16 protein-coding genes and 1 tRNA gene are annotated in these 20,200 nt (G+C 70.5%); 5 read left to right on the top strand and 12 right to left on the bottom strand.

The window, feature by feature from the left end:
- Positions 1–53: 53 nt before the first annotated feature.
- Both XM48_RS06545 and XM48_RS06550 read right to left on the bottom strand, forming a co-directional pair.
- Positions 54–127, bottom strand: a tRNA-Leu gene (locus XM48_RS06545).
- 194 nt (positions 128–321) lie between these two features.
- Positions 322–2,169: a phosphoenolpyruvate carboxykinase (GTP) gene (locus XM48_RS06550; protein WP_046455008.1), complete on the bottom strand. Its 1,848-nt coding sequence runs from the start codon at positions 2,167–2,169 to the stop codon at positions 322–324.
- Positions 2,170–2,284: 115 nt separating this feature from the next.
- Here XM48_RS06550 and XM48_RS06555 point away from each other — a divergent pair, with 115 nt between their 5' ends.
- Complete coding sequence (locus XM48_RS06555) at positions 2,285–3,754, top strand: helix-turn-helix domain-containing protein (protein ID WP_046455009.1); 1,470 nt, start codon at positions 2,285–2,287, stop codon at positions 3,752–3,754.
- Between the two features lie 12 nt (positions 3,755–3,766).
- On the opposite strand, the gene XM48_RS06560 is transcribed toward XM48_RS06555, so the two are convergent.
- The 6 genes from XM48_RS06560 to hisS form a co-directional block, all read right to left on the bottom strand.
- The gene (locus XM48_RS06560; protein ID WP_084821035.1) at positions 3,767–4,729 is read right to left on the bottom strand and encodes an isoprenylcysteine carboxylmethyltransferase family protein; all 963 of its coding nucleotides are present in this window, start codon (positions 4,727–4,729) and stop codon (positions 3,767–3,769) included.
- A 93-nt stretch (positions 4,730–4,822) separates the two neighbouring features.
- The gene (locus tag XM48_RS06565) at positions 4,823–6,163 is read right to left on the bottom strand and encodes an NAD(P)/FAD-dependent oxidoreductase (RefSeq protein ID WP_046455010.1); all 1,341 of its coding nucleotides are present in this window, start codon (positions 6,161–6,163) and stop codon (positions 4,823–4,825) included.
- A gap of 187 nt (positions 6,164–6,350) precedes the next feature.
- Positions 6,351–6,845 carry a DUF501 domain-containing protein gene (locus XM48_RS06570; protein ID WP_046455011.1) on the bottom strand — a complete coding sequence of 165 codons (495 nt, stop codon included), beginning with the start codon at positions 6,843–6,845 and terminating at the stop codon, positions 6,351–6,353.
- Positions 6,842–7,393, bottom strand: a complete 552-nt coding sequence (locus XM48_RS06575) for a septum formation initiator family protein (protein WP_084821036.1) — start codon at positions 7,391–7,393, stop codon at positions 6,842–6,844. The genes XM48_RS06570 and XM48_RS06575 overlap by 4 nt, the downstream gene beginning before the upstream one ends.
- A gap of 21 nt (positions 7,394–7,414) precedes the next feature.
- Positions 7,415–8,704: a phosphopyruvate hydratase gene (gene eno / locus XM48_RS06580; RefSeq protein WP_197074161.1), complete on the bottom strand. Its 1,290-nt coding sequence runs from the start codon at positions 8,702–8,704 to the stop codon at positions 7,415–7,417.
- Between the two features lie 104 nt (positions 8,705–8,808).
- Entirely contained in the window at positions 8,809–10,107 is a 1,299-nt protein-coding gene (gene hisS, locus XM48_RS06585; protein WP_046455013.1) for a histidine--tRNA ligase, read from the bottom strand.
- Between the two features lie 180 nt (positions 10,108–10,287).
- Here hisS and XM48_RS06590 point away from each other — a divergent pair, with 180 nt between their 5' ends.
- Entirely contained in the window at positions 10,288–11,340 is a 1,053-nt protein-coding gene (locus XM48_RS06590; protein ID WP_046455014.1) for a hypothetical protein, read from the top strand.
- Positions 11,337–11,699: a GntR family transcriptional regulator gene (locus XM48_RS06595; protein ID WP_046455015.1), complete on the top strand. Its 363-nt coding sequence runs from the start codon at positions 11,337–11,339 to the stop codon at positions 11,697–11,699. The genes XM48_RS06590 and XM48_RS06595 overlap by 4 nt, the downstream gene beginning before the upstream one ends.
- Before the next feature lie 25 nt (positions 11,700–11,724).
- On the opposite strand, the gene XM48_RS06600 is transcribed toward XM48_RS06595, so the two are convergent.
- Positions 11,725–12,471 (bottom strand): MazG nucleotide pyrophosphohydrolase domain-containing protein, encoded by a 747-nt coding sequence (locus XM48_RS06600; protein WP_084821037.1) that lies wholly within the window; start codon positions 12,469–12,471, stop codon positions 11,725–11,727.
- Positions 12,472–12,737: 266 nt separating this feature from the next.
- Here XM48_RS06600 and XM48_RS06605 point away from each other — a divergent pair, with 266 nt between their 5' ends.
- On the top strand, positions 12,738–13,274 hold the full coding sequence (locus tag XM48_RS06605; RefSeq protein WP_046455016.1) for a hypothetical protein: 537 nt from the start codon (positions 12,738–12,740) through the stop codon (positions 13,272–13,274).
- A 149-nt stretch (positions 13,275–13,423) separates the two neighbouring features.
- Here XM48_RS06605 and mfd read toward each other — a convergent pair whose 3' ends face one another.
- The 3 genes from mfd to XM48_RS06620 all read right to left on the bottom strand — a co-directional run bounded on the left by mfd (position 13,424) and on the right by XM48_RS06620 (position 18,401).
- Positions 13,424–17,098 carry a transcription-repair coupling factor gene (mfd, locus tag XM48_RS06610; RefSeq protein ID WP_046455017.1) on the bottom strand — a complete coding sequence of 1,225 codons (3,675 nt, stop codon included), beginning with the start codon at positions 17,096–17,098 and terminating at the stop codon, positions 13,424–13,426.
- Positions 17,095–17,685, bottom strand: coding sequence for an aminoacyl-tRNA hydrolase (pth, locus tag XM48_RS06615; RefSeq protein WP_046455018.1), 591 nt, complete (start codon positions 17,683–17,685; stop codon positions 17,095–17,097). Before pth ends, mfd begins: the two co-directional genes overlap by 4 nt.
- Positions 17,686–17,819: 134 nt before the next feature.
- A complete protein-coding gene (locus XM48_RS06620; RefSeq protein ID WP_046455019.1) occupies positions 17,820–18,401 on the bottom strand; it encodes a 50S ribosomal protein L25/general stress protein Ctc in 582 nt (193 codons plus the stop codon).
- Between the two features lie 330 nt (positions 18,402–18,731).
- Here XM48_RS06620 and gndA point away from each other — a divergent pair, with 330 nt between their 5' ends.
- Complete coding sequence (gndA, locus tag XM48_RS06625; RefSeq protein WP_046455053.1) at positions 18,732–20,183, top strand: NADP-dependent phosphogluconate dehydrogenase; 1,452 nt, start codon at positions 18,732–18,734, stop codon at positions 20,181–20,183.
- Positions 20,184–20,200: the final 17 nt, after the last annotated feature.

Raw genomic sequence — 20,200 nt, forward strand, 5'->3', positions numbered from 1 at the left:
CGCAGCACCGCCCGGATCGCGGCGTACGTGCGCGGACTCGCGCGGTAGACGAGTCCCCCGACAGGGATTCGAACCCTGACTGAACCGATTTTAAGTCGGTTGCCTCTGCCAGTTGGGCTATCGGGGGGCGAACCTCCATCGTGCCACAGCGCGTGGGAGCGCCCGGCGCACGGTCACCCGGGCCCGCCCGGCGCCCACCCGCGCAAAAGAGTGAGCCCCGAGCTGGGCAGAACTCGGGGCTCACGGTAGGTCGTGGGGTTCGAGCTGGGCAGAACCCGAACCCCACAGCTGTGGCGGTCGACCGGAGGCCGACCGAAATCATCAGGCGGAGAGGCGCCCTCGCAGCGTCTCGAGCTCCTGGTGCAGGCGAGCCGGCACGCGGTCGCCGAACTGCGCGAAGAACTCCTCGGTCAGCTCCGCCTCGGCCAGCCAGGAGGCCGGGTCGATCGCGAACAGCTCGTCGAGGTCGGCGGCCGGGAGATCCAGGCCGTCGAGGTTCAGCTCGCCCTCGGCGGGCACGGTGCCGACCGCGGTCTCGCGACCCTCGACCTCGCCGGCGATGCGGCGGATCACCCAGTCGATCACGCGCGAGTTGTCGCCGAATCCGGGCCACAGGAAGCGGCCGTCGGCGCCCTTGCGGAACCAGTTCACCTGGAAGATCTTCGGAGCCTTCTCACCGAGCTTCTCGCCCATCTCGAGCCAGTGGCCCCAGTAGTCGGCCATGTTGTATCCGCAGAAGGGCAGCATCGCGAAGGGATCGCGGCGCAGCTCGCCGACCGAACCCTCCTGAGCGGCGGTCTTCTCCGAGCCCATGGTCGCGCCGACGAACACGCCGTGCTCCCAGCTGAGCGACTGCGCCACGAGCGGCACGTTGGTCGCGCGGCGACCGCCGAAGAGGATCACGTCGAGCGGGACGCCGTCCTGCTCGTACCAGTCGTCGGCGAGGGTCGGGGTCTGCTGGATCGGCACGGTGAAGCGCGAGTTCGGGTGCGCCGCCGGGCGGCCGGACTCGGGGGTCCAGTCGTTGCCCTGCCAGTCGATCAGGTGGTCGGGGACCTCATCGGTCATGCCCTCCCACCAGACATCGCCCTGATCGGTGAGCGCGACGTTGGTGAAGATGGTGTTGCCCCAGAGGGTCTCCATCGCGACCGGGTTGGTCGACGCGCCGGTGCCCGGTGCGACGCCGAAGAAGCCGGCCTCGGGGTTGATCGCGTACATGCGACCGTCCTTGCCGGGGCGGAGCCAGGCGATGTCGTCGCCGATGGTCTCGACCTTCCAGCCGGGGATCGTCGGCTGGAGCATCGCGAGGTTGGTCTTGCCGCAGGCCGAGGGGAACGCGGCGGACAGGTGGTAGTCCTTGCCGGTCGCGGTGTCGGTCAGCTTGAGCAGCAGCATGTGCTCGGCGAGCCAGCCCTCGTTGCGGCCCATCACCGAGGCGATGCGCAGCGCGAAGCACTTCTTCGAGAGCAGGGCGTTGCCGCCGTAGCCGGATCCGAACGACCAGACCTCGAGCGTGTCGGGGAAGTGCGTGATGTACTTCGTGTCGCTGCAGGGCCACTCGACGTCCTGCTGGCCCGGCTCGAGCGGAGCGCCGACCGAGTGCACGGTGCGGACCCACTCGCTGCCGGCGGTGATGCCGTCGAGCGCGTCCTGGCCCATGCGGGTCATGATGCGCATGTTGAGCACGGCGTAGGGCGAATCGGTGAGCTGGACGCCCAGCTGCGAGATCGCACCGCCGACGGGGCCCATCGAGAAGGGCACCACGTACATGGTGCGGCCGCGCATGGAGCCCGCGAAGAACGGCTGCAGCTCGGCCTTCATCTCGGCCGGCGCGCGCCAGTTGTTGGTGGGGCCCGCATCCGCCTCGTTCTCGGAGCAGATGAAGGTGCGGTCCTCGACGCGCGCAACGTCGCCCGGGTGGGAGCGAGCGAGGAAGCTGCCGGGACGCAGATCCTTGTTGAGCGGGAGCAGGGTGCCCGCCTCGACCATCTCGGAGGTGAGCTGCGCCCACTCCTCCTGGGATCCGTCGCACCAGACGACGGCCTCGGGACGGGTGAGTTCGGCGACCTCGGTCACCCAGGTGAGCACCTCGGCCACATCGGTGGTCGCGTTGCTGCGGACCAGCTCGGCGATCGTGGCTTCCGGCGCGAGAGTCGTGGCGCTGCCCATGACGTCGTACTCCTCGGGTAAGAAACGGTGGTAGACCCATTCTCGGACGCCCTTCGGACACCGAACCGTCACTTTCGACTGTAAAGAATCGCACTTCTTGCCGTATAGTCAAGGAATGGCCCCCCACTCGGATTCCATCACCGACGACAGCGCGAGCCAGCGCCTCCTGCTCGGCAAGCGCATCAAGCACTTCCGCGTCGCAGCCGGACTCACCCTCGATCAGCTCGGCGAACGCGTCGGGGTCGTCGCGAGCCAGCTCTCCCACATCGAGAACGGCCGGCGGGAGCCTCGGCTGTCCCTCCTGCAGGGCATCGCGCAGGCCCTCGAGGTCGATACCGCCGAGCTGCTCAAGGCCGAGGCCCCGGATCGCCGCAGCGCGCTCGAGATCGAGCTGGATCGCGCGCAGGCACTCCCCCTCTACGCGCAGCTGCAGCTCCCCCGGGTCCGCATGCCGAAGTCGCTCAGCGACGACGCCCTCGAATCGCTGGTCGGGCTGCACCGGGAGCTGCTGCGCCGTTCGCGCGCCGCGGCCGCGACCCCCGAGGAGGCGCGCCGGGCCAACACGCGCATCCGCATGCAGATGCGCGAGCGCGACAACTACCTGCCCGAGCTGGAGCGCGCCGCGGACGAGCTGATGAGCCGCCTCGGCCCCCGCTACGGCGCGCTGCGCCACCGCGAGGTGGCCGTGCTCGCCGAGTCGCTCGGCTTCACCCTGATCTTCGCCGACGACCTACCGCCGAACACGCGCAGCATCACCGATCTCGAGGGCGGCCGCATCTACCTGCCGCCCGCCTCGATCCCCGGCGGTCACGGGCTGCGCTCCCTCGCGCTCCAGGCGATGGGCCACCGCGTGCTCGGGCACCGGCCGCCGGCGAGCTACGCCGAGTTCCTCGAGCAGCGGCTGCAGATCAACTACTTCGCCGCGGCCTGCCTGATCCCGGAGGCCCGCGCCGCCGAGTTCCTGCAGCAGGCCAAACGCGAGCGGAACCTCGCGATCGAGGATCTGCGCGACGCCTTCGGCGTGACGCACGAGGCCGCCGCGCACCGCTTCACGAACCTCGCGACCGAGCACCTCGGCCTGCGCGTCCACTTCTACCGGGCCGACGGCGCGGGTACGCTGCAGCGCGGCTACGAGAACGACGGCCTGCCGTTCCCCGCCGACGAGTCCGGTTCGGTCGAGGGGCAGCCGCTGTGCCGCAAGTGGGCCGGGCGTACCGCGTTCAACCGGACCAACCGCACGAGCGAGTTCTACCAGTACACCGACACCCCGGCGGGCACGTTCTGGGCGAGCGCGCAGACCGGCGATGCCGAGCAGGGCCCGTTCTCGATCACCTTCGGGGTGCCGTTCGACGACGCGAAGTGGTTCCGCGGTCGGGAGACCACCACGCGGACCTCGTCCACCTGCCCGGATCCGTCGTGCTGCCGCACCGCCGAGGGCGGACTGCTCGAACGCTGGGAGGGGAAGGCCTGGCCGAGCGCGCGCATGCACGCGCACGTGCTCTCCCCCCTGCCGACCGGATCGTTCCCCGGCGTCGACGACACCGAGATGTACGAGTTCCTGTCGCGGCACTCCGACGAGGGCTGAGCCCGGCCCCGTTCACCCGACGGGGCGCAGCCGCGGCACCCAGCACCGCACCCGGGCCCGGTACGCCTCGAACTCCGCACCGAAACGGCGCGCGAGGTCGTCCTCCTCGAACGGGCGCACGAGCTCGTTCCAGTAGAGGATCCCGCAGAGCGCGTAGACGGCGACCAGCCAGGAGCTGCCGCAGAGCCCGACCCCGAACGCCTGCACGATCCCGGCCAGCGCCATCGGGTTCCGCACGAGGCGGTAGGGACCTGTGAGCACGAGCCGGTTCGCCGCGGCCGAGGGCAGCGGCGTGCCGTCGCCGCGCAGCGCCATCGCGAACGCCGACCAGACACCGAGCGCGCTCGCCAGCAGCAGGATCCCGGCGCCGAGCAGGCGCACGGCGACGGGGAACTCCAGCCGCAGCCCCCAGCGCCACTCCAGCAGCGCGATCCCGAGCGGGATCACCCCGAGGAACAGGATCCAGAACACCGACATCTGCAGCAGGGTCCGCACGAGCTGCCGGAGCGGCGGAGTCCCGCGCCGCGCAGTGCCGAAGCCGAGCGGACCTGCGAGCGCGGCGTCGGCGGGGATCCTGCCGAAGCGCAGCAGCAACCAGGCGAGGACGCTCCCGATCCCGGCGGCGCTCATGAGCAGCGCGCCCCATCCGGCGGTTCCCGTCGCCGTCGCGATGATGACCATCGCCGCCGAGACGAACAGGGTCCACGGAACGGCGACCGAGGCCGCCCAGCGGGCCCCGAGCGCGACGAGCACGGAGGCGAGCACGAACAGCGGCACGTCGGCCGCCGCCATGAGCACCGGATCGATGCTGCCCAGCGTCGCCCGGCGCACCGCGGGGACGGCGAACACCGCGATCCACCAGACCGCGCCGGCGATCGCCTGCAGCCCGAAGTACGCGCGGCCGATCGTGCGCGAGGCGGCGTTCTCACGCACCCACCGCCCGGAGCCCAGCAGTGCCCCGGCAGCCTGGTTCATGAGTTCAGTCTAGGGAGTCCGCGCAGCACCCCCGGACGCGGCAGCGCCCCGCCGGGCGAATGGCTCGGCGGGGCGCTGCGGTGGAGCTGAGGATTACTCTGCTGCGGGCTTCGGACGGCTCGCGAACTCCTGGAAGATCGCCTTCGGCTCCTGAACGGCCTCGATGTTCACGACATCGCGACCCAGGAAGAAGTGCCCGACCCAGCCGCCGAACACGCGCCACTTGCGCTCCCACGTGGGGATCGCGAGGCCGTGGTAGAAGCGGTGCGCGAGCCACGCGAAGTAGCCCTTCATCGCGAACTTGCCCGACTGGAACACGCCCGTGTTCAGGCCGAGGCCCGCGACCGCGCCGGCGTTCTTGTGGTTGTACTCGCGCACGCCCTCGCCGCGCAGGTCGGCGACGATGTTCTTGGCGAGCAGCTTGCCCTGGCGCACGGCGTGCTGCGCGTTGGGCACGCAGAAGCCGCCGGGGCCGGGGGTCGCCGAGATGTCGGGGACCTGCGAGGTGTCGCCGGCGGTCCATGCGCCGTCGAGCTCCGAGCCGTCCTCGGACGTGATGCGCAGGTTGGGGCTCGCGATCACGTGGCCGCGGGGGCCGATCGGCAGGTCGGTGCCGCGCAGGAACGGGCGGGGCATGACGCCCGCGGTCCAGACGATGAGGTCGGACTCGTAGTTCTCGCCCGTCGAGAGCTCGATCTTGCCGTCGACGGCCGAGCTGAGCTGCGTGTCGAGGTGGATATCGACGCCACGGCGGGTCTGGTCCTTGACGACCCAGTTCGCCGTCTCCTGCGACACCTCGGGCATGATCCGTCCCATGGCCTCGATGAGGTGGAACTTCGTCTCGTCGAAGGTGATCTCGGGGTACCGGCGCAGCAGCGAGGTGGCGAACGAGCGCAGCTCGGAGATCGATTCGATGCCGGCGAAGCCGCCGCCCACGACGGTGACGGTGAGGAGCTTCGCGCGCTCGGGGCTGCCGGCGGGCAGCGACGCTGCGCGCTCGAAGTTGCCGACCATGCGGTCGCGCACGGCGACGGCCTCTTCGATGGTCTTCATGCCGATCGCGTTGTCGGCGATGCCGGCGATCGGGAAGGTGCGCGAGACCGAACCGGTGGTGACCACGATGTGGTCGTACGCGAACTCGAAGGGCTCGCCCTCGGTCGGCGTGACCGTGGCGGTCTTCGTGGCGTGCGAGATGCCCGTGACCTTGCCCGCGATGTTCGCGGTGCGGTTCAGGTGGCGGCGACGCGCCACGACCGCGTGACGGGGCTCGATGGAGCCCGATGCCACCTCGGGGAGGAACGGCAGGTACGCCATGTAGGGCAGCGGGTCAACGATGGTGACCTCGGCCTCACCGGCACGGAGCATCTTCTCGAGCTTCCATGCCGTGTAGAACCCGGCGTAGCCGCCGCCGACGATCAGAATCTTCTTCGCCACGAAGCAGTCTCCTTGGGACGCATAGCTGATGAGCACCCGAGTAGAAACGGGCACAGAAAAACCGGGCGACGTCCGCCCGATGTTTTCAGTCTACTCCCGGGAAACGGGTGGGTGGTGCGCTTTCTGCTGTTTTCGTGCGCGGAAGGCACAGAAGCGGGTGCGAATCAGCGTTTGCGCCGCAGAAGGTTCAGGTGTTCTGCCAGTGAGCGAGTCCCGCACGCTCGAGCGCGAGGTCGCCGATGGGGTTGACGCCCTTGCCCGCGGCCAGCGCGTGGCCGACGAGGGCGTGCAGGCACTTGACCCGGTTGGGCATGCCGCCGGCGCTGACGCCGGCGAGCTCGGGCACCTCGCCCAGCTGGTCGCGATCCTCGATGTAGGCGCGGTGCGCTTCGCCGTAGGCGGCGAGCACCGCTTCGTCCTCGGCGAGGAGCTCGTTGTACTCGACCATGACGCCGGTCGCCTCGAGACGCGATGCCGCGGCGACCGCCTCCGGGTGGCACAGGTAGTAGAAGGTGGGGAACGGGGAGCCGTCGGGCAGTCGCGGCGAGGTGGCCACGACCGCGGGGCTGCCGTCGGCCGCGCGCGCGGCGATGCCGACGACGCCTCGGGCTTCGCGGCCCAGCTGCTCGCTCACCGCAGCGATATCGGCCTCGGTCGGTGCGGGGTACGGGGGCCTGCTCACGGTGCCTGCTTCTCCTGGGTCTCGGGGGTCTCGGTGGTCTTGGCGGTCGGGCTCGGAGCGGTCTGCTTCGAGCCGGTGCCCGACTTCTGCTGCGCCCGCGCATCGGGGCTCAGCTGCTCGGGGGTCGCGGCGGTCGTTCCGGCCCCGAGGGTCGACGACACCAGCGACTTCGCCCAGTTCCGGTCGATCCGGGTGAGCTTCGAGCTGGTGCCGTCGGTGCGCTCCGGGGGCAGCACGACGTCGCTGATCACGCTCAGCTGGGTCTCCCCCGGCATCACGTAGAACAGTCGGCCGCGCGCCTGGGAGCGCACGTAGACCGGATCCTTCCATTTGGCCCGCTCCGCATCGATCTCGTTCACCGCTTCGCGATGCTGCTTCACGCTCTCCCGGAGTTCCGAAATCTGGCGCTGCTGCTGCACGAAGGTCGACAGGATGGGGCTGATCGCGAACGCGCCGATGACGACGAGCGCGATGTTGATCACGGTGAAGGCGCTGAAGCGGAGGCTCGAGGACCAGTCCCCGGCCCCCTGGGCTTCGCGCTTCGCCATGGAAGGATCCGGTCCGGGTGCTTAGTTCGCGTCCGCGGTGAAGCGGGGGAACGCGGCGCGGCCGGCGTAGCGCGCAGCGCCGCCGAGCTCCTCCTCGATGCGGAGCAGCTGGTTGTACTTGGCGACGCGATCGGAGCGGGCAGGTGCACCGGTCTTGATCTGGCCGCAGTCGGTCGCGACGGCGAGGTCGGCGATGGTGACGTCCTCGGTCTCGCCCGAACGGTGCGACATGACAGCGGTGTAGCCCGAGCGCTGCGCGAGCTGCACGGCGTCGAGGGTCTCGGTGAGCGTGCCGATCTGGTTGACCTTGACGAGGATCGAGTTGGCGGTGCCCTTCTCGATGCCCTCGGCGAGACGCGCCGGGTTGGTGACGAACAGGTCGTCGCCGACGAGCTGCACGCGGGCACCGATCTCGTCGGTGAGGTGCTTCCAGCCGTCCCAGTCGCTCTCGTCGAGCGGATCCTCGATCGAGACCAGCGGGTAGCGGTCGAGCAGATCGGCGTAGTACGCGCTCATCTCGGCCGCGGTGCGATCCTGGCCCTCGAACTTGTAGACGCCGTTCTCGTAGAACTCCGACGACGCCACGTCGAGCGCGACGGCCACGTCGCGGCCCGGCACGTAGCCGGCGCGCTCGATGGCCTCGACGATCAGGTCGAGCGCCTCGGCGTTGGTGGGCAGGTCGGGAGCGAAGCCGCCCTCGTCGCCCAGGCCCGTCGAAAGGCCCTTCTCGTTGAGGAGCGACTTGAGCGCGTGGTAGACCTCGACGCCCCAGCGGAGCCCCTCCGAGAAGGTCTCGGCACCGAGCGGCACCGCCATGAACTCCTGGATGTCGACGCCGGTGTCGGCGTGCGCGCCGCCGTTGATGATGTTCATGAGCGGCACGGGGAGCGTGCTCGCGTTCGGGCCGCCCAGGTAGCGGTAGAGCGGCAGACCGGCCGACTCGGCGGCGGCGTGCGCCACCGCGAGGCTGACGCCGAGGATCGCGTTCGCACCCAGGGCGCTCTTGTTGTCGGTGCCGTCGGCCTCGATGAGCGCCATGTCGATGAGGCGCTGGTCGTCGGCGGCGAAGTCGTCGATGGCCGGGCCGAGGCGGTCGAACACCGCGTCGACGGCCTTCAGCACGCCCTTGCCCTGGTAGCGATCGGCGTCGCCGTCGCGGAGTTCGTAGGCCTCGAAGGCCCCGGTCGATGCGCCCGACGGGACGGCTGCGCGCCCCACGGAGCTGTCGGTCAGGCCGACCTCGACCTCGACGGTCGGGTTGCCTCGCGAGTCGAGAATCTCGCGTGCGATCACCGCATCGATAAATGCCACCATGCACTCCTTGCATTCGCCGTGGGGGTTGAACGGTACCGGGAGCCGGCACCGGGATCGAGTCTACCGGCGAGCCCCGCCGGGACGCGCCGGAGATGCTGTGGCTACGCGGAGAGTTCGCGCAGTTCGAGCGCGTCGACGTCGCGCTCCCCCGCCCGGACGTTCGCGAAGCGGGTGAAGCCCTGCTCGGCCACGCGGGCCAGCAGCGTCTTCATGTTCTTCTGCCGGCGCTCGAGCCGCACGCGGTGGCCGCGCGCGACGAGCGCGGCCTTGAGCGAGGCGAGGTCGGCGGGAGCCGCGTCGGCGTCGTGCACGAGGGCGACGGCCTCGGGGCCGGTCGACGCGGGCAGCTCGATGAGGTCGACGATCCGCTCGAAGCCGATCGACGAGCCGACGGCCGGCACGTCCTGGCCGAGGAAGCGGCCGATCATGCCGTCGTAGCGTCCGCCGCCGCCGACCGAGCTGCCGGAGCCCGGGTGCGCCACCTCGAAGATGGTGCCCGTGTAGTAGCCCATGCCGCGCACGAGCGTCGGGTCGAAGCGCAGCTCGACGCCCTCGGGCAGCACGCCTTCGAGCGCGGCGCCGATCTCGGCGAGGTTCGCGACGCCCTCGGCGGCGGCTCCCGCGGGCAGGACCGCGGAGATCGCCTCCGCGGTGAGCGGGATCCCGTCGCCCGCGAGGCGCGGCTCGACCGCGGCCAGCACGGCGCCGAGTCGCTCGGCGGCCTCGGGATCGAGTTCGCGGAGCTCGCCGATGACGCCCTCGGCCCCGATCTTGTCGAGCTTGTCGACGATGATCAGTGCGCGGTCGTGGGTCTCGGGCGCGAAGCCGCAGTGGTCGAGCAGACCGAAGAGGATCCGGCGATCGTTCACGCGGAACACGCAGCCGGTGAGGCCGAGTTCGGCGAACACCCGCGAGGTCGCCGAGAGCAGCTCGACCTCGGCGAGCAGGCCGGCTTCGCCGATGACATCGATGTCGACCTGCACGAACTGGCGGTAGCGCCCCTTCTGCGGACGTTCGGCGCGCCAGACGGGACCCATCTGGATCGAGCGGAACACGGGAGGCAGCTCGGCGCGGTGGCTCGCGTAGAAGCGCGACAGCGGCACGGTCAGGTCGAAGCGGAGGCCGAGATCGGCCAGCTGCTCGGCGTCGCCGGTCTCGGCCGCGGCGGCGAGCGCCTCGGCGCCGAGGCCGCGCTTGAGGATCGAGAAGCTGAGCTTCTCGTTGTCGCCGCCCAGTCCGGCGTGCAGGCGCGCGTGATCCTCGACGACGGGCGTCTCGATCTCGTCGAAGCCGTGATCGCGGTAGACGCGCTTGATCACGCTGAAGGCGTGCTCGCGCTTCGCCTTGTCTGCCGGAAGGAAGTCGCGCATGCCGCGGGGCGGGTTCACCTGTGAGGCCATACGGACCATTCTTCCATCTCGGCGCGGGCTTCCGCGTCGCGGCGTGTTGCGGGCGGTCGGGACGCGAGGAGACTCTGGGCGAAATCTTGATCTGCGCAGGCAGCACAAGTTGTGCTACTTTCTCAGCACAAGACGATCAACGAGCACCTCCGGCTCGCGGACCGCCCCGAAAGGACCGATATGGACACGCTCATCCAGCTGCTCCACTCAGCCAAGGAACTCTTCCCGGTCGAGGTCGCCCTCGCGCTCGGCACCGCCTTCTTCGCCCTGTCATGGATCCGCCCGCGCAGCACGGTCCAGCTCCCCTCCCGGAAGCAGGCGGCGCTGCCCCTCTTCCTGTGGGGCATCGTCTCAGCGCTCCTGGTGCTCGGGATCGGAACGACGACCAGCTGGATCGCCGCGAGCGACCCGATGCACGTCGACTGGGACGCGTGGTGGCAGCGCCCGCTCCCGCTCTTCGCTACCGCCGCCCTGCTGCTCGTCGTGGTGCTCCCCCTCCGCCTGGCCGGAGTGCCGGCGCCAGGCCACCGCGCGATCACCCCTCGCCGCCGCTGGTGGGAGTTCACGCCGAGGACCCTGCTCTGGATCACGGCGATCACGGGCACGCTCGGATTCCTCACCGCGGGGTGGCAGATCCTGATCGGAGTGTCGGTCCCGAGCGACGGGGACCGTTACGGCATCGGCTCCATCCCAACCGATCTTCCGGCATTCGGCCGGTTCCAGGATGGCATGGGCTATTACTGGGGAGCCGGCTGGCCGAACCACCTGCTCACCCTGGTCGCCCTCCTGCTCTGCGCGATCGCGCTACCGCTCGCACTGGGCGCGGGGGCCAACCGTCCGGCTCCCGTCGATGCCCTCGCTGCTGAAGTTCGCGTATCGCGCGAGGCCGCGGCCAGGACCATGACGCTCTTCGCGCTGGGCGGGATCCTTCTGACGCTCGGTGCAGTCTGGGCCTTCGTCGGCTTCGTCGGCGAGATCATCGTCGGCGTCGATGGTCTCGCGGCTTCCCCCGGAGAGCTCGTCACCATCGGCACGGGCTACCGGGATGTCGCACGACCGCTCCACTGGGCCGGCTACATCGTGCAGGGAATCGGTGCGGCGGTGCTCATGCGCCTCACCGTCGACCTCGCTCGATCCTTCGTCTCGGGGCGGCGAGCGGAAGCGAGGGCGGTTGCCAGCAGCCCCGTCGGCGTCCACAGAGGAACCGTCCGCGCGGAAGGCGAGCAGCGATGACCGCGCCGGGAACCGCCGACGAGCTCGCCGAGCTGTTCCGGGGAGCGATCCGCTCGGGCCGGCTCGGCGACGGCGAGCGGCTGCCGACCGTGCGGCAGACCGCGCGCGATTTCGGCCTCGCGCAGGCCACCGCCGCGAAGGCCTACAAGCAGCTCGAGTCGGAGGGGCTGGTCATCACGCGCACCGCCGCGGGCACCCGCGTCGCTCCGGGCGCCTCACGGGCGCCGCAGCCCGTGGTCGAGGCGGCGCGGCGTCTCGCCGAGGCCGGCCAGAGCGCGGGAACCTCGCTCGACGACGCGGTCGCGGTGCTGCGCACGCTCTGGGCCGACCCCGAGGAACCCGGCGCCGGAAACGCTTGAGCCGACGAGGAGGCGCGTCCGCGCCTCACTCCCCCGGCAGAGCCCGAGCGGCGAGTCGGTCCACCGCGCGACGCAGCGCGCGATCCGGATCCACACCCAGCGCGTTCGCGCGCACCACCAGATCGATCAGTGCATCACCGAGTTCCGCCTCGGCCTCGGCACCGTTCACGGCCTCCTCCGCGCGCACTCGACCATTCGGGTGCTCCGCCGCGGGATCCAGCGCACCGGCGCGCTTCAGCCGCTCCACGACCTTCGCCGCTCGGGCCAGCGTCGGCATCCCGGCAGGGATCCCCTCGAGCGCCCCGCGCGAGCCGCGCCGCTCCCCCGCGGCGTCCTCCTTGAGCCGCTCCCACTCGGCGTGCAGCTCCTCGACGCTCAGGTATCCGCGATCCCCGAAGACGTGCGGGTGCCGCGCGATGAGCTTCTCGTTCAGCCCGCTCGCGATCGCGTCCAGGTCGTACCCCTCGCCGTCCCGCTCCGCGAGCGCCGCATGGAACAGCACCTGGTACAGCACGTCGCCGAGTTCTCCGCGGACCTCGTCGGCCGGCAGCTCGCGCTCGATCGCATCGACGACCTCGGCGCTCTCCTCGATGAGAAACGGGACGAGCGAGGCGTGCGTCTGCACTCCGTGCCAGGCGCACCCGCCGTCGGCGACGAGCCTGCGGACGGTCTCCCGCACCGCGGCCACCGGATCCGACGCAGGGACCGGCACCGTTGCCTCCGCCGCCTCGACCCCATCCGTGCCGAACACCTCAGCTCCGCTCTCGCTCATGCTCGAACCCTATCGCGGCGCACCGGAGCGCCACCGAGTCCCGAATTCTTCGCACTGATCAGGGCATGCCCACAAAAGATTGAATATTCAATTGATCATTTATGTGAAAACAAACATTTCATTGCGGTCACAATTCCCTGACCCCAGCAGCGATATCCCACATCCGGGGATTTCACATGACTTAGGCTCGCAGAGGCCGGAAACGGTCCGGGCCGAGGCGATCTCGCGCTCATCCCCCCGCAGACATTCCAGACAGGAGTCACCTGATGACGAAGGCCATCCTTCCCCGTATCGGCGGCATCGCCGCAGCGATCGCGCTCACCGTGAGCATGGCGGCCTGCGCCGGCGGCCAGAGCGTTGCCGACGCCTGCAAGCTGGTGAAGACCACCGACAGCAAGATCTCGGAGTCGAACTCGGATATCGCGAACAGCATGTCGAAGCTCACCGAGGGCGAGAAGGTCGACTTCGCAGCCGCGCTCGATCCGGTGTCCAAGGCACTCAAGGACACCCAGTCGAAGATCACCAACGACAAGGTCAAGCCGCAGTACGACAAGATGGTGGCCGGCTTCGAATCCGTGAAGAAGTCGCTCGCGGGCATCGACATGTCCGTCTTCGCCGGCCTGGCGGACCTGAAGAACCTCGACATGTCGGACCCCGCCTCGATGCAGAAGATCGAGGAGCTCCGCAAGAAGAGCGAGGCCGCCCAGGCCGAGTTCTCGAAGGTCCAGAAGGATCTCGAGGCCTCGCAGAAGGACATGACCGGCGCCGTCTCCGAGATCAACAAGGTCTGCAACGCCGGCTGATCCGGCCGCCGAGCGAGGCCCCGGCCTCGCCGCACCCGCAACGGGCGCCGCACGGGATTCCTCCCGGCGGCGCCCGTTCCGCGTTTCCGGCGAACGTAGTCGGATTTCGACGCGCGAGCTCGCTCAGCCGACGGATCGAACGAACCCGCTCAGCCGGCGGCCGGCGGATCCGCTTCGAGCAGCGTGCCGAGCACGCGGCCCGTCCAGGCGACGATGTCACCCTCGTCGCCCATGCGCTTCTGCCCCACACCCGCGAGCGGGCTGCGCGAGGAGGCGGTCCCGCCGGGCAGCGGGATCTGCAGCGTCTTGGTCGACTCGGTGTAGCGCGACCCCGGGTACATGCGGTTCATGCGCATGCGGCGCGAGTCGAGGAGCTCGACCGGCTCGATCCGCAGGTTCGGACCGGCCGCGACAACCTTCGCGAGGCCCAGCTTCGCGGCCCGGCGACGCAGCGCGGACACGGAGGCGAGACGCTGTACTTCCTCGGGCGGGGCGCCGTAGCGGTCGGTCAGCTCTTCCAGCACGAGCGCCACGTGGTCCTCGGGGGCCTGCGGGTGGGCCGACGCCGCGAACTTCTGGTAGGCCTCGAGGCGCAGGCGCTCGCTCTCGACGTACTCCTCGGGGATGTGCGCGTCGACCGGCAGCTCGAGCACCAGCTCGCTCGGCCCCGTCGTCTCCTCGCCCTTGAACGTGTTCACGGCCTCGCCGATCATGCGCAGGTAGAGGTCGAAGCCGACCCCCGCGATGTGGCCCGACTGCTCGCCGCCGAGCAGGTTGCCCGCGCCGCGCAGCTCGAGATCCTTCAGGGCGACCTGCATGCCCGAACCGAGCTCGTTGTTCGTCGCGAGCGTGTCGAGGCGCTCATGGGCGTGCTCGGTCAGCGGCTTGTCGGGATCGTAGAGGAAGTAGGCGTAGGCGCGCTCGCGGCTGCGCCCCACACGACCGCGCAGCTGGTGCAGCTGGCTCAGACCGTACTTGTCGGCCGCGTCGATGATGATCGTGTTCGCGTTCGCGATGTCGAGGCCGGTCTCGATGATGGTGGTCGAGACGAGCACGTCGAACTTGCGCTCCCAGAAGTCCTGCACGACCTGCTCGAGCTGGTGCTCGCTCAGCTTGCCGTGCGCGACCGCGACCCGCGCCTCGGGCACGAGCTCGGAGATCTGCGCCGCGACGCGGGTGATCGACTGCACCCGGTTGTGCACGAAGAACACCTGCCCCTCGCGCAGCAGCTCGCGTCGGATCGCCGCGGTGATCTGCTTGTCGCTGCGGGGGCCGACGAAGGTGAGGATCGGGTGCCGGTCCTCGGGCGCCGTCGCGAGGGTCGACATCTCGCGGATGCCGGTGACCGCCATCTCGAGCGTGCGCGGGATCGGGGTCGCGCTCATCGCGAGGATGTCGACGTTGGTCTTGAGCTTCTTCAGCGCGTCCTTGTGCTCGACGCCGAATCGCTGCTCCTCGTCGATGATGAGCAGGCCGATGTCCTTGTAGGCCACGCCCTCGGCGAGCAGCCGGTGCGTGCCAATCACGACGTCGACCGTGCCCGCGGCGAGACCCTCGATGGTGTCCTTCGATTCCTTCTCGCTCTGGAACCGGCTGAGCGGGCGGATCCGCACCGGGAAGCCGGCGAAGCGGTTCTGGAACGTCTCGAGGTGCTGGCTGACGAGCAGCGTCGTCGGCACGAGCATGGCGACCTGCTTGCCGTCCTGCACCGCCTTGAACGCGGCGCGCACCGCGACCTCGGTCTTGCCGAAGCCCACATCGCCCGCGACCAGGCGATCCATCGGGATCTCGCGCTCCATGTCGCGCTTGACCTCGTCGATCGTGGTGAGCTGGTCGAGGGTCTCCGCGTAGGGGAACGCCTCTTCGAGCTCGTGCTGCCACGGGGTGTCGGGCGAGAAGGCGTGCCCCTTCGACGCCACGCGTGCCGAGTAGAGCTTCACGAGCTCCACCGCGATGTCGCGCACCGCCTTGCGGGCCTTCTTCTTCGCGTTGGCCCAGTCGCTGCCGCCCATCTTGGACAGCGGGGGCGCTTCGCCTCCGACGTAGCGCGACAGCTGGTCGAGCTGGTCGGTGGGCACGTAGAGCTTGTCCTTCGGCATGCCGCGCTTGGTCGAGGCGTACTCGAGCACGAGGTACTCGCGCAGCGCCTTCACCGCGTCGCGGCCGATGCCGGTCGGCACCATGCGCTGCGTCAGCTCGACGAACCGGCCGATGCCGTGCGTCTCGTGCACCACGTAGTCGCCGGCCACCAGCTTCAGCGGGTCGACGACGTTCTTGCCGCGCCGCTTCGCGAGCTTCTGCCCGCTCGCCGCCTGGCTCGACACGGCCCGACCGAAGAACTCGGCCTCGGTCGCGAGCAGCAGCTTCGCCTCGGCGCTCTCGAACCCGGTCCAGGCGGTGCCCGGCACGAGGTGGATCACTCCCGGTTCGGGACGCTCGGGCAGCTCGTCGAGCATGCGGGCGGCCGCTCCGGCCTCCGAGAGCATGTCGCGCGCGCGTTCGACCAGGCCGACACCCTGCGCGGTCACGACGACGGTCCAGCCGTCCCGCAGGCGCTCCGCGAACAGGCGGATCGCCGCGCCGGTGGGATCGGCGGACCCCGCGGCACGCGGGAACGGGGCTCCGTGCACGGCGATGACGGACGGATCGGCGCCATCGACGGAGCCGGCCTCGGCCGCCCCGCCGTCGAGCACGCCCGCGCCCGGATCCTCGGGCCCCTGCACGAAACTCGAGACCGTCCACCAGGGGCGTCGCCCGGCCGCGGCCCGCAGCTCGGCGACCGACAGCATCCCGCTGTCCTCGACCGGGACCGGGGCGTCGGCGCCCGCGGTCGCCGCCGACCAGGCCGCCTCGAGGAACTCCCGGTTGGTGTCGGCGAGGCTGACCGCACGTCCGGCGACCCGCTCGGGCGACGCGACCAGCACGGATCCGCCCTCGGGCAGCAGCGCGGTCAGCGGACGCAGCCCGTCGACCAGCTGCGGCAGCAGGCTCTCCATGCCCTCGACCGCGATCCCCTGGCTCATCTTCTCGAGCAGCGAGCCGAGCGCCGGGAACTTCGGCAGCAGTTCGGCGGCGCGCTCGCGCACCGCGTCGGTGAGCAGCAGCTCGCGCGCGTGCCAGAGCTCGATCCCGGGCAGCGGGTCGCCCGCGCTGCGCTGATCGGACACGGCGAAGCGGCGGATCTGATCCACCTCGTCGCCGAAGAAGTCGACGCGCACCGCCTGCTCGGCGGTGGGCGGGAAGACGTCAAGGATCCCGCCGCGCACGGCGAACTCGCCGCGCCGGGTCACCATGTCGACCCGGGTGTAGGCGCGGGCGACGAGCTCGCGGGCGATGGCTTCGAGCCCGCGGGCACCGGCGACCTCGGGCTCGGCACCGGCGCGCAGCACGATGGGCTCGGCGAAGGCCGCGTGCGGCGAGACCGGCTGCAGCGCGGCGCGGATCGACGCGACCAGGATCAGGGGACGCGAATCGTCGTGCTCGCGCAGCAGGCGCAGCGCGAGCGCCCGGCGCCCCACCGTCTCGACGCTGGGGCTCAGACGCTCGTGCGGCAGGGTCTCCCAGGCCGGGAACTCCGCGGTGACCGCATCGGGGACGATCGACTGCAGCGCGGTGCGCAGGGCGTCCGCCTCGCGGCTCGTCGCCGCGATGACGAGCAGCGCGCCGCGGTCGCCCGCGACCCGGCGCCGGCGCAGCAGTCCGGCGATCAGCGGGGCGCGCAGCCCCTCGACCACCGAGAACTCGGCGTCGCCGCTCGCCGCGTCGAGCGCCGACGCGAACGACGGCGCGTGCTCGAGCAGCCGATCGATCCCGTGCAGGGTCACTTCGCATCCCTCCCGTGGAAGCGCTGCTGGGCGGCGAGCAGCCCCTCGTCGGCGAGCTGTTCGGCCGCGTCGGCGGCGTCCTCCAGCAGCACGGCGAGCGCGTCGCGCTCGGTCGAGGCGAACGGCTTCAGCACGTAGTCGGCGGGATCCTGGCGCCCGGGCGGTCGCCCGACGCCGATGCGCACGCGCAGGAACTCCGGCGTACCGAGCGCCTTCGCGATGTCGCGCAGACCGTTGTGGCCGCCGTGGCCGCCGCCCTGCTTGAGCTTGATGGTGTCGAACGGGATGTCGAGCTCGTCGTGGAGCACGATGACGTGATCCGGCTCGATCCCGAAGTAGGAGACGAGCGACGAGACGGGGCCGCCCGAGGTGTTCATGTAACTGTTCGGCTTCGCGAGGATCAGCTTCGGCCCGCCCGGTCGCAGCCAGCCCTCGGCGACGCGCGCGTTGCTGCGGTGCGACCCGAAGCCCGCACCGATGCGGGCGGCGAGCACGTCGAGCGCCATCTGGCCCACGTTGTGGCGCGTCGCCTCGTACTGGGCTCCGGGGTTGCCGAGGCCGACGACCAGCCAGTTGTCCTGCGCCACCGCTGCTGCTCCTTAGGTGTTCTGGGTGTGTCCCGTGCCCCGCCGGTCGCGGAGAACGGCGCGAGCCCGCCGGAGCCGCCGCGCGTACGCGGGCGGCCCGAGCGGGCTCGCAGTGCTCTGGAGAGAGACCGAGATTACTCGGCGGCCTCGTCTGCGCCCTCGTCGTCGCCCTTGGGGCCACGCGGTGCGACGATGTGCACGACGAGCTGCTCGGCAGCGTCGAGCAGGCTGGCGCCCTTGGGGAGCTCGACCGCACCGGCGAGGATCTGGGTGCCGGCCTCGAGACCCTCGACCGAGACCTCGACGTTCTCGGGGATGGAGGTCGCGGGAACGCTCAGGCGGAGCGTGTTGAGCTCCTGCAGGGCGTTGGTGCCCGAGAAGGACTCGCCGACGACGTGCACGGGGACCTCGACCTCGACGGTCTCGCCCTTCTTCACGATGACCAGGTCGACGTGCTCGATGATCTGGCGCACCGGATCCTTCTGCACGTCCTTGACGAGCACGAGGGTCTTCTTGCCCTCGAGCTCGAGGCTGATGAGCGCGTTGGCCTGGCGGATGATCAGGCTCAGCGGGTGGGTCTCGACCGAGACGTGCACCGGCTCGGTGCCGTGGCCGTAGATCACGGCGGGGGTCTGGCCGGCAGCGCGCAGCTTGCGGGCCGCACCCTTGCCGAAGTTGTCGCGGGGGGTGCCGACGAGGGCGTTCGCCTCGGTCATCGTGGTTCTCCTTTGCGGGCTCGCGCCCGTTCGAGGCGGGCTGGGCCGCCGGAATGGTCATGTCTCGCCGAATGGCGCGTCAGAAAGGCCCGCAAGGCAGTCCGTCCCGCGTCGATCACGGATGCTCGCGCATCCCTCGCCGAAGTACAGCTCCACAGTTTACACGGAATTCGCACGCGGCGCGGGGCATCGCGCGGGGCGCCTTGTAGTCTGGAGTCCGCCCACGGACCATCGGCGCAGCCGGTTCCGCGCTCCCGAGCGCGGACCGATCGGGCGGTAGAGCGACGAACGCGGCGCGTCGGGTACGCGCGCGGAATGGAGATCCAGAAGATGACCAGCACCCCATCGGCAAACGTCGGAGTGGTGGGCCTCGCGGTCATGGGAGCCAACCTCGCGCGCAACCTCGCCAGCCGCGAGGGCAACCGCGTCGCGGTCTACAACCGCTCCCCCGAGCGCACCCGTACCCTCGTCTCCGCGCACCCGGAGGCCGGTTTCGTCGCGACCGAGAGCGTCGCCGACTTCGCCGCCGCGCTGACCCGGCCCCGCACCGCCATCATCATGGTGCAGGCGGGCAAGGCCACCGACGCGGTCATCTCCGAGCTGGCCGACGCCTTCGAGCCCGGCGACATCATCATCGACGGCGGCAACGCCCAGTACACCGACACGATCCGCCGCGAGCTCGAGCTCCGCCAGCGCGGTCTGCACTTCGTCGGTGCCGGCATCTCGGGCGGCGAGGAGGGCGCGCTCAACGGACCGAGCATCATGCCGGGCGGATCCGCCGAGTCCTACGAGACCGTCGGCCCGATCTTCAGGTCCATCGCGGCACGCGCCGAGGAGGACGGCGAGCCCTGCGTCACGCACGTCGGAACCGATGGCGCGGGCCACTTCGTGAAGATGGTGCACAACGGCATCGAGTACGCCGACATGCAGCTCATCGCAGAGGCATTCGACCTGCTGCGCCGCGGCGCCGGCTTCGAGCCCGCGGAGATCGCCGAGATCTTCGCCGAGTGGAACACGGGCGAGCTCGAGAGCTACCTCATCGAGATCACCGCCGAGGTGCTGCGTCAGGTCGACGCCCGCACCGGGCGCCCCTTCGTCGACGTCGTGCTCGACCAGGCCGGCCAGAAGGGCACCGGCACCTGGACCGTGCAGGCCGCGCTCTCCCTCGGCACCCCGATCAGCGGGATCGCCGAGGCCGTCTTCGCCCGCGGCCTGTCGTCGCACCCCGAGCAGCGCCTCGCGGGCGCGCACCTCGAGGGCCCCGGCTCCCCCATCGCGCTCGAGGATCGCGACGCGTTCGTCGAGGACGTTCGCCAGGCGCTCTACGCGTCGAAGATCATCGCCTACTCGCAGGGCTTCGACGTGATCCGCACGGCGGCGTCCCAGTACGGCTGGCACATCGACAGCGGTGCGGTCGCCAAGATCTGGCGCGCCGGCTGCATCATCCGCGCTCGGTTCCTCGGACGCATCGCCGAGGCCTACCAGGCGGATCCGTCGCTCGTCTCGCTCGTCACCGCCCCCTTCTTCTCGGAAGCGGCCGGGCGTGCGCAGCAGGCGTGGCGTCGGGTGGTCTCGACGGCAGCGCTCTCGGGCGTTCCGGCGCCGGGCTTCTCGTCGTCGCTCGCCTACTACGACGCGCTCCGCGCTCCGCGTCTGCCCGCGTCGCTGATCCAGGCCCAGCGCGATTTCTTCGGGGCGCACACCTACCGCCGCATCGACGGCCCCGGGGTGTTCCACACCGAGTGGTCGGGCGACCGCAGCGAGACGCAGACCGGCGAGTGAGGCTCGGATCCGGCGGA

Source organism: Leucobacter sp. Ag1 (genome assembly GCF_000980875.1).
GTDB lineage: Bacteria > Actinomycetota > Actinomycetes > Actinomycetales > Microbacteriaceae > Leucobacter > Leucobacter iarius.